Source organism: Paenibacillus sp. 11B, from assembly GCF_030487755.1.
GTDB classification, from domain to species: Bacteria; Bacillota; Bacilli; order Paenibacillales; family Paenibacillaceae; genus Paenibacillus; species Paenibacillus vandeheii.
This window is the reverse complement of record NZ_JAUKNS010000002.1, coordinates 1179964-1195622: the sequence shown is the minus strand read 5'-3', so window position 1 is coordinate 1195622 and position 15659 is coordinate 1179964. Positions and strand designations below refer to the sequence as shown.

At 49.0% G+C, this 15659-nt stretch carries 6 protein-coding genes; all 6 read left to right on the top strand.

Going from position 1 to position 15659, the window contains the following annotated elements:
- The first annotated feature begins 23 nt into the window (after window positions 1-23).
- The 6 genes from Q0V21_RS13705 to Q0V21_RS13680 all read left to right on the top strand — a co-directional run bounded on the left by Q0V21_RS13705 (window position 24) and on the right by Q0V21_RS13680 (window position 15570).
- Complete coding sequence (locus tag Q0V21_RS13705) at window positions 24-1838, top strand: alpha-1,3-galactosidase-related protein (RefSeq protein ID WP_301879367.1); 1815 nt, start codon at window positions 24-26, stop codon at window positions 1836-1838.
- 33 nt (window positions 1839-1871) lie between these two features.
- Window positions 1872-4256 (top strand): glycoside hydrolase family 95 protein, encoded by a 2385-nt coding sequence (locus Q0V21_RS13700; protein WP_301879365.1) that lies wholly within the window; start codon window positions 1872-1874, stop codon window positions 4254-4256.
- Window positions 4257-4443: 187 nt separating this feature from the next.
- Window positions 4444-6495, top strand: a complete 2052-nt coding sequence (locus tag Q0V21_RS13695; RefSeq protein WP_301879364.1) for an alpha-galactosidase — start codon at window positions 4444-4446, stop codon at window positions 6493-6495.
- 171 nt (window positions 6496-6666) lie between these two features.
- Entirely contained in the window at window positions 6667-8997 is a 2331-nt protein-coding gene (locus tag Q0V21_RS13690) for a glycoside hydrolase family 95 protein (RefSeq protein ID WP_301879362.1), read from the top strand.
- 101 nt (window positions 8998-9098) lie between these two features.
- Window positions 9099-10631 (top strand): response regulator, encoded by a 1533-nt coding sequence (locus Q0V21_RS13685; RefSeq protein ID WP_301879360.1) that lies wholly within the window; start codon window positions 9099-9101, stop codon window positions 10629-10631.
- A gap of 298 nt (window positions 10632-10929) precedes the next feature.
- On the top strand, window positions 10930-15570 hold the full coding sequence (locus Q0V21_RS13680) for an S-layer homology domain-containing protein (RefSeq protein WP_301879359.1): 4641 nt from the start codon (window positions 10930-10932) through the stop codon (window positions 15568-15570).
- The last annotated feature ends 89 nt before the right edge of the window (window positions 15571-15659 follow it).

The following is a 15659-nucleotide window of genomic DNA, read 5'->3' as shown; positions in this document are numbered from 1 at the left end:
ATACAAATCGAAATCAGGTGCTTATGATAGAGCCGGCACCTGATTTCCTTGTATTTAAGGAGAATCCCAGTTTTAATAACGGAGAAACAAAAAAGAAGGGCGGGATACTTATTCATTCTACTGAACATGGCACAACTGTGAATTCCACCATTGTTAGATTGACCGACTACGGCACCCAGCCAGACTCGGGGCTGGATACCCAGCCGGCCATGGCCCGTGCGATTCAGGCTGCGGCCCAAATTGCTGGTCCCGTTGTGCTGGAATGTGCGAAAGGTACGTATCATTTCTACCCGAAAGAGGCGATTCGAGCGCCCTATTATATTTCGAATACAGCCAGTGAGGAAGAAAACGCTGATATAACGAGGACTATTGGTATTTTGCTGAAGGATCTGGATCAGTTCACAATAGAGGGCAACGGCTCCCTGTTTATTTTTCATGGCAAGCAGACCATGTTCCTGTTAGACGGCTGTTCACATGTGTTGATACGTAATCTACATACCGATTATGACCGACCAACGGTAACCGAGATGAAGATTGTTGGATGTGGCAACGATTTCTTCGATACCGAGGTTCATCCCCATTCTCGCTATGAAATTCAGGATGGTAGACTGACCTGGGTCGGAGAGGGCTGGAGCTTCACAGAAGGCCCCATGCAGACCTTTGACCCGGTGCGGAATACGACCTGGAGAATGGACAACTGGTTGGAAAAGGCCAAGTCTGTCGAAGAGCTCGAACCGATGAAGGTACGTCTTCATTTCGATCATCAACCGATGGTGGTTCCGGGTCATGTCTTGCAGAACCGCGATGGCATTAGGGATCAGGTAGGTGTATTTATTACTCAAAGTTCGAATGTTACTTTTACTGATGTCGGCCTGCATTTTCTGCATGGACTTGGTATTGTAGGTCAATTCAGCGAAAATCTCACCTTCCGCAGGTTGGACCTGTCTCCACGTTCGGAAACGGGAAGAACCGTTGCTGGTTTTGCGGATTTTATCCATATGTCCAGCTGCCGGGGCAAGGTGAAGGTAGAAGAGAGCCGTTTTTCCGGTTCGCATGATGATCCTGTCAATGTTCATGGCACCTACCTGCGAATCATAGAACAGACAGCCGAGAATTCCGTGAAGGTTCGCTTTATGCATCCTCAAACATATGGACTTCCAGGGTTTTATCCAGGAGACAAAATTGAATTTGTTCGTTCCGGTTCCCTTACTACCTATGGAGCTAATGAAGTGCTTGACGTCGTGAGGCTGAATCCGCGTGAGCTGCTGTTGACGCTAGTCCATCCGGTGCCGGATGGCATTGGCAGGCATGATGTGATCGAGAATGTGACGTGGACGCCTGAAGTCGACATTATAAATAATCACTTTGCCCGGGTGCCCACGCGCGGCATCCTTGTGACGACGCGGCGCAAAGTCGCTATTGTCGGCAATACCTTTGAACGGATTCACATGAATGCCATTCTCATCGCCGTAGACGCTGAATCCTGGTATGAGTCTGGACGGGTGGACGATGTGACTATTACGGGTAACCGTTTTGTCGAGTGTGGCAGCGGGGAACATCCTGTGATCTTCATTTCCCCGGAGAACGTGGACGTGGATGCGAGCGCTCCAGTTCACCGACAAGTCACTGTTCGGAACAATCAGTTTGAAACCGACTGCGATATACCGGTTCTAAGCGCCAAATGTACTGGCGGGCTAATCTTTAAGTCGAATGAAATTCTATCCATGCACGAAGTGGGGGAATTACCCCGCATAGAAGAGGTAACCCATTTAATCGCATGCAGTGAGGTAGACATAGCGGACAATACGATCAGTAGTGCAGTAAAGGTGTCTGATTAATTTTTGAATGAGTCATTGGGAGGGAGAGAGAACATGAAATTACAATATGATACACCGGCAGACGTATGGACAGAAGGGCTTCCCATCGGAAACGGCCGTCTGGGCGGCATGATATTCGGCGGAGTGGAGCTGGAGAAAGTCAGCCTGAACGAGGACACCTTATGGTCTGGATATCCAAAGGAAAGCAATAACCCTGGCGCTAAGGATATTCTGCCTCAGGTCCGCAAGCTGATACAAGAGGGCCGTTATACGGAGGCGGATGCCTTAACGAAAGGAATGCTGGGACCGTACACCCAATCGTATCTTCCTTTTGGGGATTTGCTCCTCCGTTTTGACCATGGGGGTATCCATCATTCCTACAAACGTTCGCTGGATGTGGAACATGCACTGCACAGCCTTGAATATCAGGTTGGCAATGTGCGGTATACCCGTGAAATGTTTGCTTCTCATCCCGATCAAGTGCTCGTGCTGCATCTTACCGCTAGTGTTGCGGGAGCGCTGAATGTGCATGCCACGCTGGACAGTCCGCTTCGTCACACAATTTCAGTGCAGGAAGAAAGAGTTGTTCTGGCAGGAACAGCTCCGGAGCATGTAGACCCCAGCTATGTGACAAGCAATGATCCTATCCGATATGGTGAACCCGGCGATAACAAGGGCATGACTTTTGAAGGACAGTTAGCCGTAACGGCAGAGGATGGACAGGTAACGGTGGATGGCAGCGGAATTCATGTGTTGGGTGCAACGACGGCAACCTTTTATTTCAGTGCGGCTACTAGCTTTAATGGGATTCACAAAATTCCGGGAATTGAAGGGAAAGATGCCTCCCTGATTGCTGGCTCCATACTGAAAAAGGCAGCAAACAAATCATACATCGGACTCCGTGACTCCCATATTGCGGATTATCGATTGCTGTTCGATCGGGTCAAACTTCACCTTGGACAATCGCCTGCTTCGGAGCAAATGTCCACTGAGCAGCGAATTACGACTTTTGGGGCAGAAGATCAAGGGCTTGTGGAACTGCTCTTTCATTATGGACGCTATTTGCTCATCTCTAGCTCACGTCCTGGAACGCAGGCCGCGAATCTCCAGGGGATATGGAATGTGTTAACCCGTCCTCCTTGGAGCAGCAATTACACGCTGAACATCAATACCGAAATGAACTATTGGCCAGCTGAAATTTGCAATTTGGCAGAATGCCACGAGCCGCTGTTGGACATGATAGGCAATTTGGCGAAAAACGGAGCCGAGACAGCTCGGGTCAACTATGGCACACGCGGCTGGACAGCCCATCACAATACGGATCTGTGGGGACAGACTGCACCGGTTGGCGATTATGGAGACGGCGATCCAAGCTGGGCGTATTGGCCGATGGGAGGCATCTGGCTGACCCAGCATTTGTGGGAGCACTATGCCTTTAGCGGAGATGAAGCATATTTGCGGGATTCCGCCTATCCTGTGATGAAGGAGGCAGCCCTCTTCGCGCTGGACTGGCTTATTGAGGATGGTAGCGGCAGCCTTGTGACTTCGCCGTCCACTTCGCCGGAGCATAAATTCAGGACAGTAGAAGGTGTAGCTGCGGTAAGTCCGGGCTCTACCATGGACATCTCGCTGATCTGGGAGTTGTTCACGAACTGCATCGAATCCTCCGAGCTGCTTGGAATGGATCAGGATTTCAGGGAAGAGCTGAAGCATACTCGCGAGCGGCTATTGCCACTTCAGGTCGGCAAATACGGCCAATTGCAGGAGTGGTCGAAGGACTTCGAGGACGAGGATACGTACCATCGGCATACCTCGCATCTGGTAGGCGTGTATCCAGGAAGACAGTTGTCCGAAGAGGAGACACCAGAGCTGTTTGCTGCTGCCAGGACCTCACTGGAACGTCGCGGAGACGAGAGCACAGGCTGGAGCCTGGGCTGGAGAGTAGCTCTGTGGAGCCGCTTCCGGGATGGCAATCGATCCTTGCGTCTGCTCTCCAACATGCTTCGATTGGTCAAGGATGGAAGTTCGGAACAGTACAACCACGGCGGCGTTTATGCCAATCTGCTCGGTGCACATCCGCCATTTCAGATTGATGGCAACTTTGCAGCATCTGCGGGCATTGCCGAGATGCTTCTGCAATCGCATCGTCCATATTTGGAGCTGCTTCCCGCATTGCCGGATGCATGGCAGCAGGGAAGTGTGGAAGGACTTCGTGCACGCGGTGGATTTGAAGTAGACATCCGGTGGGACAAGGGGCAGCTTGCGGAAGCGAAGATCACTTCTCTGCAAGGCACAGACTGTGTGCTCCGGTGTAATTCCCGGATTCTCGTAACCTTGGACGGCGTCGTGATTGAGACTCTACGTAATGATGCGAATACCGTAAGTTTCCTGACTTCTGCCGGACAGACGTACGACATTACGTCTGACGAGGAGTTATAAAACAGTAGGATGAAGATGTGTTAAATCGCGATATGGATCGGAAGATCGTTGCATGGAAAACGCTCTATTCTGTCCCTATAATGAGGGCAGACTTGGGTGGGCGGACATTTGACATGTGGTAACCCGCCATCACATCGCATGAGCATGGGCCCACTACAAGTTACAGCATGCAACAATAAGGAGGCATATGATGCTAACTAGCGATACATCTGTACAAGTGCAGCAACAGAGTGACACCTATATCCGCGCGACGAACGGACACCTAAGCCTGGAGATTGATCTGGGTAACGGGGAAGCAGCCTGCATTGCCAGCAATTCATCCCATGTGAAGGGCATTCGCAGCGCTTTTCGCTGGCAGGGACGTGAATACAGCACGGACCATTATCAGAGCCATGAACTGACGACACAGGATGCAATTGTTCGGGAGGGTTTTGGAAAAGGTATCCACTTGGTCGTTCTGCATAAAACATCGATACTGCCGCAACTGGAGCAACATTTCTATATGTACGAATCCTCACCGTTTGTATTGGTGCAAACCGCTATTGTCAGCGATGAAGAGCTTAAGGCGAACCGCATGGCTGTCATTCAGTCCAAAGCCGTATCCCTCGGTGGAGAATCCGGCCAGGATGAACCGAGCATTTTGCGTGTACCGTTTGATAACGATAAATGGGTCAGATATACGGTGGTCAAGCCACCGCTGGATGTAGAGAGCTACGAGGCAACAGCCTTGTTTGCGCCCGACAGCCGTCGGGGAATCGTGATGGGTTCCCTTACGCATAAAGTATGGAAAACAGGGATTTGTATGCAAAGCGAACAAAGTGGACGTATCGAGGCAATTGATCTGTACGGCGGTGCTGTGAGTGAATTGACTCGCGATTCCCAGCCTCACGGTTATGTGAAAGGCAGAAGAGTGGAATCTCCCTTCGTTTTCATCGGTTTCTATGAGGATTACCGTGAAGGTCTCGAAGCCTACGGTCAGGCCAATACCTGGATTGAGGCTCAATTGCCTTGGGAGGGCGGTGTGCCGATCGGATGGAACAGCTGGTCTGCGGCCATGAGTGATTTGGACTATGATCTGTATACAGCGACCAGCGATTTTCTGAAAAATGAAGTGCAGCCGCTTGGATTCCAGAATGAGGATACGTTATACATCAATTTTGATGCGTTCTGGGACAATTTTACACCGGAAGAAATGAAGAATGCACTGGAGCGGGTGCGGCAAAACGGACATCGAGCGGGCACGTACTGGACTCCATTTGCCTTCTGGGGTGGACCTGATCAGTTCGGTCAGGCAGTCGAAGGAACGAACGGAAAATATACCTATGGAGACATTCTGCTTCGTGACAGTGAGGGCGAGATCCTGCCGGATGTGGACGGCGGTCTGGCCATTGACCCGACACATCCTGGCAACCTGCAAAGAATCGACTGGTTCACGGACAAATTCATCTCGGAAGGTTTCGAATATATCAAACTGGATTTCTTGGCGCATGGCTCACTGGAAGGACAGCACCACAATCCGGATATTACAACAGGGATCGCGGCTTATCACTATGGCATGTCTTATTTACAGCATAAGCTTTCGCCAGAAGTAATCGGTCGGCCGTTTTTCATTAACTTGTCCATCGCGCCATTATTTCCATATGCTTTTGCCCACAGCCGCCGTATTTCCTGTGATGTCTTCGGTACACTTGCGGATACGGAATATCTGCTGAACTCGCTGACACACGGCTGGTGGATGAGCAATACGCTGTATCGCTACAATGATCCTGACCATTCCGTGTTGTACAAGAGCTTTAACCAGGAAGCCACCGGCTGGCATGAAGGGCGCAGCCGCCTGACCGCTTCAGTTATTGCCGGTACGGTGCTTCTTCTCGGGGACGACTTCCGCAAAGAGGATGCTGCTGAACGAGCAAGAGCGTGGCTTGGTAACAAGGATATTCTGAATGTCGCTCGTATGGGTAGAACCTTCCGTCCAGTCGAAGGCGATCTTGGGAAGCTGTCTTCTGACGTGTTTGTCCTTGAATCGCCGGAAGAGAAGAGCTTTTATCTGGCTGTCTTCAACTTTGATGCTGCCCAAGCTGCGGTGAAGTCTGTCTCGCTGGAGCGGGCCGGACTAAACGCCAATGCCGTATACAGCTTACAAGATCTGTGGGAAGGCTCCCAAGGGGAAACGTCTGGAGAGCTTGCAGTCTCACTGGAACCCGCAGAATCCAAAGTCTTCAGATTGACTGTGAAGTGAAACTGATCTGGGGCGAATTGGCAATTCAGAGCTGTGATTCGGTTTTAGAATAAAAACAAGTCAAACGCGCGCTTTGTATCTCACAGATCGCGCGTTTGTCTGTTTTGGAAATGAACTGGACCGCATATGAGTCTATTTGTAAGATAATCATTTTGGACTGGAGGATATGATATGAACGATTTTACTTTGTGGTATTCAACCCCTGCAGCGGATTGGTCTCAAGGCTTGCCGCTGGGCAATGGAAGAATAGGGGCAGTTGTTATGGCGTCATCGCATCGTGAGGTATGGAAAATGAGCGAGGTCACCTATTGGTCGGGTCAGATTGACCCGGAGCACCCTTCCGGAGGAGGCAAGGCTGCTCTGGAAGAGATGCGCGGTTATTTCTTCGCTGGCGATTATGCTGGAGGAGATCGTCTTGCCAAGCAGCATTTACAGCCAACGAAGCGTAATTTCGGTACTAATCTTGGATTATGTGATGTTGTTATTGAATTTGAGAAGAAGGATTTGGGTTCTGATGAGGGCGGTAGCTTTCAACGAGAGCTGGATCTGACCCAAGCGCTTGCCGGGGCGTTCTGGAAGGATGACGAGACCACGACTCTTCGTGAAGTTTTTGCTTCCCACACTGATGATATAGTGGCCTCCAGAATGTGGAGCGATACGCCAGGTAGCATGTCCTTCACGCTTGGTTTGGAAGGAGGCACGGAATCATTCAAGGTTGTCGCCTTAAATGACAACACGCTCGAATTCCAAGGTCAGGCGACGGAAAATGTACATAGTGATGGGACTTGCGGCGTATGGGCCAAGGGGTTGGTGAAGATGGTTGTTTCCGGGGGGACCATCGCCAGTGGAGAGGGTCGATTGACCGTGACCGAAGCGGATGAGGCATGGATTTATTTCAGTGTAAGTACAGATTATCGACGTACAGATCAGGATTGGGTAACGGAGAACGAGGATACGCTGATGAAGGCTTTAAACAAGGGGTATGCCTTGCTGAGAGAGGATCATATCCAAGACTACAGCGAGCAATATGACAAGGTAGATATTCAGTTAGGGGCCAAAGGGAAATCCGATCTGACTACAGATCAGCGCATTCATTTGTTGGAACAGGGTGGCGGGGATGAAGATCCACAGTTATTCGCCTTGTTTCTTCAATATGGACGGTATCTGACTATTGCGGGCTCTCGCGAGAACTCTCCGCTGCCACTGCATCTCCAGGGAATCTGGAATGACGGTGAAGCGTGCCGAATGGGCTGGAGTTGTGATTATCATCTTGATGTGAATACTCAGATGAATTATTACCCCACAGAGATTACGAATCTGGGGGAGAGCCATTTTCCGTTACTTCGGTATGTTGAGGATCTGGCACAAGCCGGCAGGGAAACGGCACGTAATTTATATGGATGCGACGGATGGGTCGCGCACGTCTTCTCCAATGTATGGGGCTTTACGTTGCCTGGATGGGAGACTTCCTGGGGGCTGAATGTTACAGGCGGATTATGGCTGGCTACACACCTGATTGAGCATTATGAGTACAGTCAGGATCATGTTTTCCTTGAGAATGTGGCCTATCCTGTACTTAAAGAATCCGCGAAATTCTATCTGGACTACATGTGTGAGCATCCTCGGAACGGTTGGCTGGTGACGGGTCCCTCCAATTCGCCGGAGAATCATTTCTATCCTGGTCATTCGAGAGAGGGTGCCCAGCAGCTGTCCATGGGTACGACAATGGACCAGATACTGGTGCGCCGGCTCTTTGAATTCTGCCTCACTTCAGCAAGGCTTCTGGATAGAAATGAGGATTGGGGAAGGGAGCTGGAGGAAGCCATCAGCAAGCTGCCACCTCTACAGATCGGTAAGAAAGGCCAGCTTCAGGAATGGCTGGAGGATTACGAGGAGGTACAGCCGGAGCATCGACATTTATCCCATATGTACGCTCTGTATCCAGACAGTCAGATTACACCAGACCGGACACCGGAACTCAGTGCGGCAGCGCGTGTAACTCTGGAGAACCGCATGCTTCAGGAAGAGCTGGAGGATGTCGAGTTTACAGCTGCCCTGTTTGGCCTGGGTTTTGCAAGGCTGCATGATGGGCAGATGGCCTATAAACAGCTTTCACACTTGATTGGCGGCTTGTGCTTCGACAATCTGTTTACCTATTCCAAATCAGGCATTGCCGGAGCAGAGAGCAATATCTTTGTCGTTGATGGGAATTTCGGCGGTACAGCTGTCATTGCGGAGATGCTGCTGCAAAGTTATGCAGGCGAGATTCATCTGTTGCCAGCGCTCCCGCTGGCTTGGAGCACAGGCTCGATAACGGGGCTGAGAGCGAAAGGAAATGCAGAGGTAGACGCTGTCTGGGACAATGGAAAGCTGATATCTACGACCATTCACACTTTCTCACCGGGAACGTTCACGATTTGTTGGGGCAAACAGAGAACGATCCTTCATGCAGAAGCAGGTGAAAGTTACTATTTCAATAGCGAGCTGGAGTTGGTAAAATAACGATCTATACTTGAAAATAACTTTCATTTATACGGACCATGGTCCCACGGGGGGAAAAACATATAATAGAGACAGAAAGAGACAAAAGGGAGGGGACGTTGATGTATAGTATTTTTTTGGTGGACGATGAAGAACTGGAACTTGAGATGATGAGGGATTATATCCGCTGGGAAGAGATGGGTATCTATATTATGGGAACAGCGACCAACGGCAGGGAGGCCTTGGAGAAGATCGAGGCCACCCAGCCTGATATCGTCCTTACGGATGTACAGATGCCGATGATGAACGGTATTGATCTGGCGAGAAAGATACAAGAGAGCTTTGACTCGATCCAGGTGATGTTTCTGACCGGACACGATGAATTTCAATATGTAAAATCGGCTATTAACGTAGGAGCTGTGGGATATATGCTAAAGCCGCTCGATCTAAATGAAATTGAAAGCGTTATCAACAAAGTGAAACAGCGTTGTGAGGAAGTTGTAATTAAAAACCGTTCCTTGGAGGCGGCCAAAGCCAACATCCTGAAGGAGTTATCTTACGAAAAAGATGCGGATCGGGCTATCGATCTCGCGCTTGGTTTCAGCCGTCTAACTCGTCAGCCGGAAACCACCCGATATGCAATGGCCTTGTTCAGTATCGATCCCAAGGAGGCCGAAGGGGAACAGCAAAGTCTGGAGGATTGCACAGCTCGGCTGGTGTCTTTTCTTGATCATTTCTTCATGGCGAAGAACCTGAGAGCGACCTTTGTGGATTACAAGGAAGGGGAGACCGGTGTATTTATGGAAGCGGCCCAGCAGCCGGGACACTACGCGTGGGAAGACTTGGCTGAGGCTATCCGTAGTGCCCTGGACTTTACGGTGACGGCAGCTGTAGGGGGACAAGAAGCCGAGTTATCCCATATTCACTGTCTGTACGAACAGACGCGTATCGTTTTGAACGAGCGTTTCTATGAAGGTACAGGTACGATTATTCATGCGGAGACGCTTTCGAATCAGTTTTATACGGAGCATATGCCCCCATTTGAACAAAAGGAATGGTTTGAGGCCATTAACCGCCTGGATTTTGAATGGGCCGCGCAGAAGCTGCACGGGTATATTGAGGGATTGGCGACACTGCGAGTCAAGAAAAAAATCATCTGCGACTGGTCTATAGATCTCGTTAATGAGCTGCTGGAGCAGCTTCATAAGCCTGTTCCGAAGCGGGCGGAGCTGTATCATTCCATCTATAATGCGCTGACTCTGCATGAGATCGAGGATCTGATTCTCGGTACTGCGGAAGATGCCGTGAGCATGCTGGGTGAGCGGTTTATGGACAAAAATGCCAAACTGATTCACAAGGTCCGCACCCTCATCGACCAGAATTACAATCAGCCGATTACCATCAACAGTCTGTCTGATCAGGTATACTTGTCACCAAACTATTTGAGATCCATTTTTAAGGAAAAAACAGGGATGACAATCCACGATTATCTGACACGTATCAGACTGGATAAAGCCAGGGAGCTGCTGGCAGATGGCTCGCTCAAGATTCATGATATCGCGCAGAATGTGGGCTATGAGAGTACGTCCTATTTTATTTCTCTATTCCTAAAGACACAAGGTGTAACACCTAACGAATACAGGAAAAGTATATGATGATGCAGGCTGTCAGGTAAAGATAATGATCCTCCGATTTTTCCTGAACATGATTTGGGTAGGCTCCCTCTTACTAACCTATGATAGGGCAAATGAAAGAGGCTTTCCTGTATGAATAATAACATTGTGGTATGGAACATCCCCCTCCTCCTTTTTACAATTAGGCATATAGGAAAGGAAGGAGGAGAGAGGGGATTTGGCAGCTCTTTATGAAAGCGATTACAGATGATAGCTGTGAACCACTACAGGAATAGGCATATGGAGACCTAACTCAACCAAAAGAAAATGGAGGCATGTTATGTTGGGACAAATTATGAAAAAAGGATTTGTATTCTTTATCATTATTTGCTTGGTAGTTAGCGGGGGCCAGTTCGCTCGAACGGCTCACGCCGATGATACGAATACCTATGAAGCTGAGGCCGAGGGGAATATTTTGCTCGGCAATGCGACAATCACTGATAGCCCGACGGCTTCGGGCGGCAAGAAGGTCGGAGGCATGTACCAAGGCAGTTCCTTGCAATTTAACAATGTTACTGTAAGTGAGGCAGGAAATTATAAGATCTCCGTTTATTACATTTCAGGTGATTCGCGGCCATTCAATATTAGCGCGAACGGCGGGGAGAAGCAATTTGAAGAACCGCCCAAGACAGTCGATTGGGATACGGTGGGAATGGTTGATGTGACCCTTCCGTTGAACGCGGGTACCAATACCATTCTGATCGATGACAACAACTGGTATTCTCCCGACATCGACAAGATTGTGATTCGCGGTTTGGACAGAGGTCAACCGGGAGAAGGAGGCGGAGACGACTGGAAGAAAAATCAGCATGGTGTAATCATTGAGGCAGAAGCAGCTGATAATATTTTGAAAGGCAATGCCAAGGTGGTAGACAGCAGCGTTAGTTCAGGTGGGAAGAAAGTAACCGATTTGAACAAAAACAGTTCACTGCAATTTACGAACGTCACTGTACCGGCAGAGGGTACATATTTGATCCGAATATCATATATTTCTGGTGATCAGCGACCAGTCTATATGCAGGTGAACAATGACACGGCTGAGATGATTGATCTGCCCAAAACAGCAAGCTGGAATACAGTAGGCATGTATGATGTGGAAGCTTCCCTTCATAAGGGTGTTAATACCATCACATTTTCGGATCATGATGGGTACTCCCCCGATTTTGACCGAATTGAAGTAATCCCGTATACAATCAGCTATGAAGCCGAAGATTCGGACAATACGCTGACTGGTGAAGCGCGTGTAATGGACAGTTCCAATGCTTCAGGTGGCAAAAAGGTTGGCTATTTGAATGGCGGGAGCTCCTTGACGTTCAATACGATTATAGCCCCGATGACAGGGGATTACCGCGTTAAGGTAGCTTATTTTTCCGGTGATCCTCGGAGCTTCTATGTCCACGCAAATAGTGGAGAAGAGCAATTCCATGACCTGCCCAAAACAACGGATTGGGATACGGTAGGTACTTATGACCTTACACTCCCCTTAACTGAGGGCGAGAATACGATTACTTTTTCAGATAACAATGGCTATTCTCCCGATCTGGACCGGATTATCGTAGAGCCTGCGATAGAGACAGAACCTGAAAATCCGGGTGAAGGAGATGATGATCTCGGAACACCGGGTGACTCGCAACGTTACGGGGATATCACGGTAACCGATTATACCTATGGCCTCTTGGTGTCGAACGAACAATACGAAGTGTCTTATAACACCCAAACCGGATTTGCCGGTTACAGCTGGGCAGATGGACAGAAGATGCGGGGCATCTTTAGTAGCATTAAACTTGGTGAGAGCCTTGTGGAAACCAAAGGGTATGAGAATCATGCGAGCGGTGGAGCACCAGTGGAGATTGAGGATGGATTCGGCAAAGGCGTTGAGCTGACTTTTGTTCATACTTCCACTGGCAAACCAACGCTGAAGCAGGTCTATCGGTTTTATGAAGATAAGTCGTATTTCCTCAACCGTCTGGATGCCCTCAGTGACACGGAGATCCAGAGCAATTATATGTCACCAATTACGGTGAAAAATACGGGCGGTGTAGATATTGGCGTCAGCTCAGATAATCGAGTACTGACAGTACCTTTTGACAATGATGCCTGGATTCGCTACAAATCTCAAACGATGAACCGGGCGGATACCAGTTACGAAATGACGACGGTATTCAATAACTCGACTCGTAACGGTCTGGTGATCGGTTCAGTAACCCATGACACATGGAAGACGGGTATTGATTGGAAAGGTTCTGCTAATCGTCTGAATGAATTCGCTGTGTATGGTGGTGCAGCGAGTGATGTTACCCGCGATACCCAGTCCCATGGCAGCCTGACCGGTACTGAACTGTCTTCACCACTGATTATGGTAGGTGCTTTCAGTGATTATCGTACAGGACTTGAAGAATACGGTAAAGCGAATGCGATCATCACGCCTCCTCTGGCCTTGAATCCGGAATTGCCGCAAGGTGTTCCGGTTGGATGGAATAGTTGGGGCGCTTATGACAGCAGCCTTTCGTATCAGAATGTAGTAGATGTGTCCAATTATTTTAAGAACAGCCTGAAGAAGTTCAATAATAACGGCAATGTATTCATTAATATGGATTCCTACTGGGATAATCTGAGTGATGCAGAGCTTGCCCAAGCCGTATCTGTAATTAAGGACAATGGTCAGCATGCGGGCATCTATTGGGGACCATTTGTATACTGGGGCAACGATATGAGCCAAACGGTAGATGGTACCAACGGGAAATATACGTATGGTGATATTGTACTCAAGGATGCTAAGGGGAAACCTCTGCCTACGCTGGATGGGGCATATGCACTGGATGTGACACATCCGGGGAGTCAAATGCGCATGAATTATTTTCTGGATAAGTTCAAAACACTTGGATTCACATTCATCAAACTGGATTTCCTGACCCATGGCTCACTGGAAGGCCAACACTATGACACTAACGTGACGACAGGAATCCAGGCATACAATGAAGGAATGCGTTACGTCGAAGAGCGATTGGACGGAAAAATGTTTATTAGTGCGTCCATTGCACCGATCTTTCCAAGTCAGTACGCGCACAGCAGACGGATCTCCTGTGACACCTATGGCAAAATCAATGAGACAGAGTACATGCTTAATTCATTGACATATGGCTTCTGGCAAAATGGGACGATCTATTCCTATACAGACCCTGATCATCTGGCATTAAGCAGTGCATCAAGTCTGGAGGAAGCCCGTAGCCGGGTGAATTCCGGTGTGATTGCCGGTACGGTGATGCTGGATTCCGATGATGTGAATGATCCCAAGGCACAGGAGTACATGACGGCATTGTACAATAACACGGATGTTCTCCAGGTGGCGCTGAAAGGAAAAGTATTCAAGCCGCTTGAAGGGAATACGAATGCAAACGCCGCAGATACGTTTGTTCTGAAGGACGGCAATGATTATTACCTTGCCGTATTTAATTACAGCGCCAATAATTCAGCGAACAAAACGATTTTGTTGGGTCGTGCCGGGTTGAATGATTCCAAATCCTACACGTTAAAAGACTTGTGGACAGGTGAATCTTCGTCAGCTACGGGTTCATGGTCCATCTCGCTGGGACCGGCTGAATCGAAGTTGGTTAAATTGACCGAGAAACCAGTCACCCCGGAAAATCCGGGAAACCCAGGCAACCCAGGCAATCCAGGTAACCCAGGCAACCCAGGCAATCCAGGTAACCCAGGTAACCCAGGTAACCCAGGTAATTCAGGCAATTCTGGCAACAATGGAAATACCAATAATACTAGCGGAAACTCCGGCAACAGCGCGACTCCGGAGAACGATACAGTAAAACTCGTCATTACAGCCGATATGCTGAAAGGGGACAGTGGGGCAGGGAAAGCCGTTGTGGACATCCAAGCGGGTACTCAGGAGCTGCAACTGTCATCGGCTGTCTTACGTCAGCTCGGCAACCATACATTGGAAGTGAAATCAGGCAAGCTAACTCTGCAAATCCCTGCGAGTTTGTTCCAGCAGCTACTGAGCAAACTACCAGCGGGGCAACAGGAAGATAGTACGCTTTCCCTGAAAATGATTCCGCTTGACAGCAAGGCCAAGGAGGTCATCGCTGAAGTGGATGCATCTTCCCGGGCACCGGTTTCCCTTAAGGGAGAAATCTATGAATTCAGCCTTTCAGCTACAACAAAATCAGGTACAACCGAAACACTCTCTGCGTTTGATCATCCAATTACGCTGAGTCTGGGAGCAGCTGAAGGCTTCGAGCCTACGCAGGGAGGAATTTATTATATCAACGAAAATGGAAAACTTGAATTTCTAAAATCGGATTATACGAATGGTGTATTAACGACTAAAGTGAGCCACTTCAGCAAGTATGCTGTTCTGGAACTGAATCGGACGTTTGCTGATGTTCCGGCCAATCATTGGGCCAGCTCTGTCATCAAGGAATTAGCGGCTAAGCTGTTTGTTGATGGCACAAACGAGGATCAATTTGAGCCAGGACGTGCAATCACCCGCGCCGAATTCACCGCCATGCTCGTTCATTCCCTGGGACTGACCATAGCAGGGGAAGTGTACTTTACAGATGTGGCGACAGATGCCTGGTACAAGGAACCCATCTCAATTGCTACCCAAGCTGGTATTGTAAACGGTAGAAGCGAAGTCAGGTTTGAGCCGGACGCTCAGATTACCCGTGAGGAGATCACGGTGATGCTGATGAAGGCATATGAACTGAATGTTGGAAAAATGCCTGTTGGTTCTACAGACATCTTGTTTACCGACATGAATCAGGTTTCTTCATGGGCCACTGCTTCGGTACAAGATGCAGCCCGATTGGGTCTGGTTCAAGGACAAAGACAGGGGCAGTTTGTACCTCAAGGGATTGCTTCCCGTGCAGAAGCGGCTCAGGTCATCTACAACCTGATTTTGAAGTAAGCTATGAGGCTGCGAAGGGACATCGCAGCCTTATTTTCATCACTTTGAAATGACAGATGATTTCCCCTATGGATTGTAAGAATGCGATA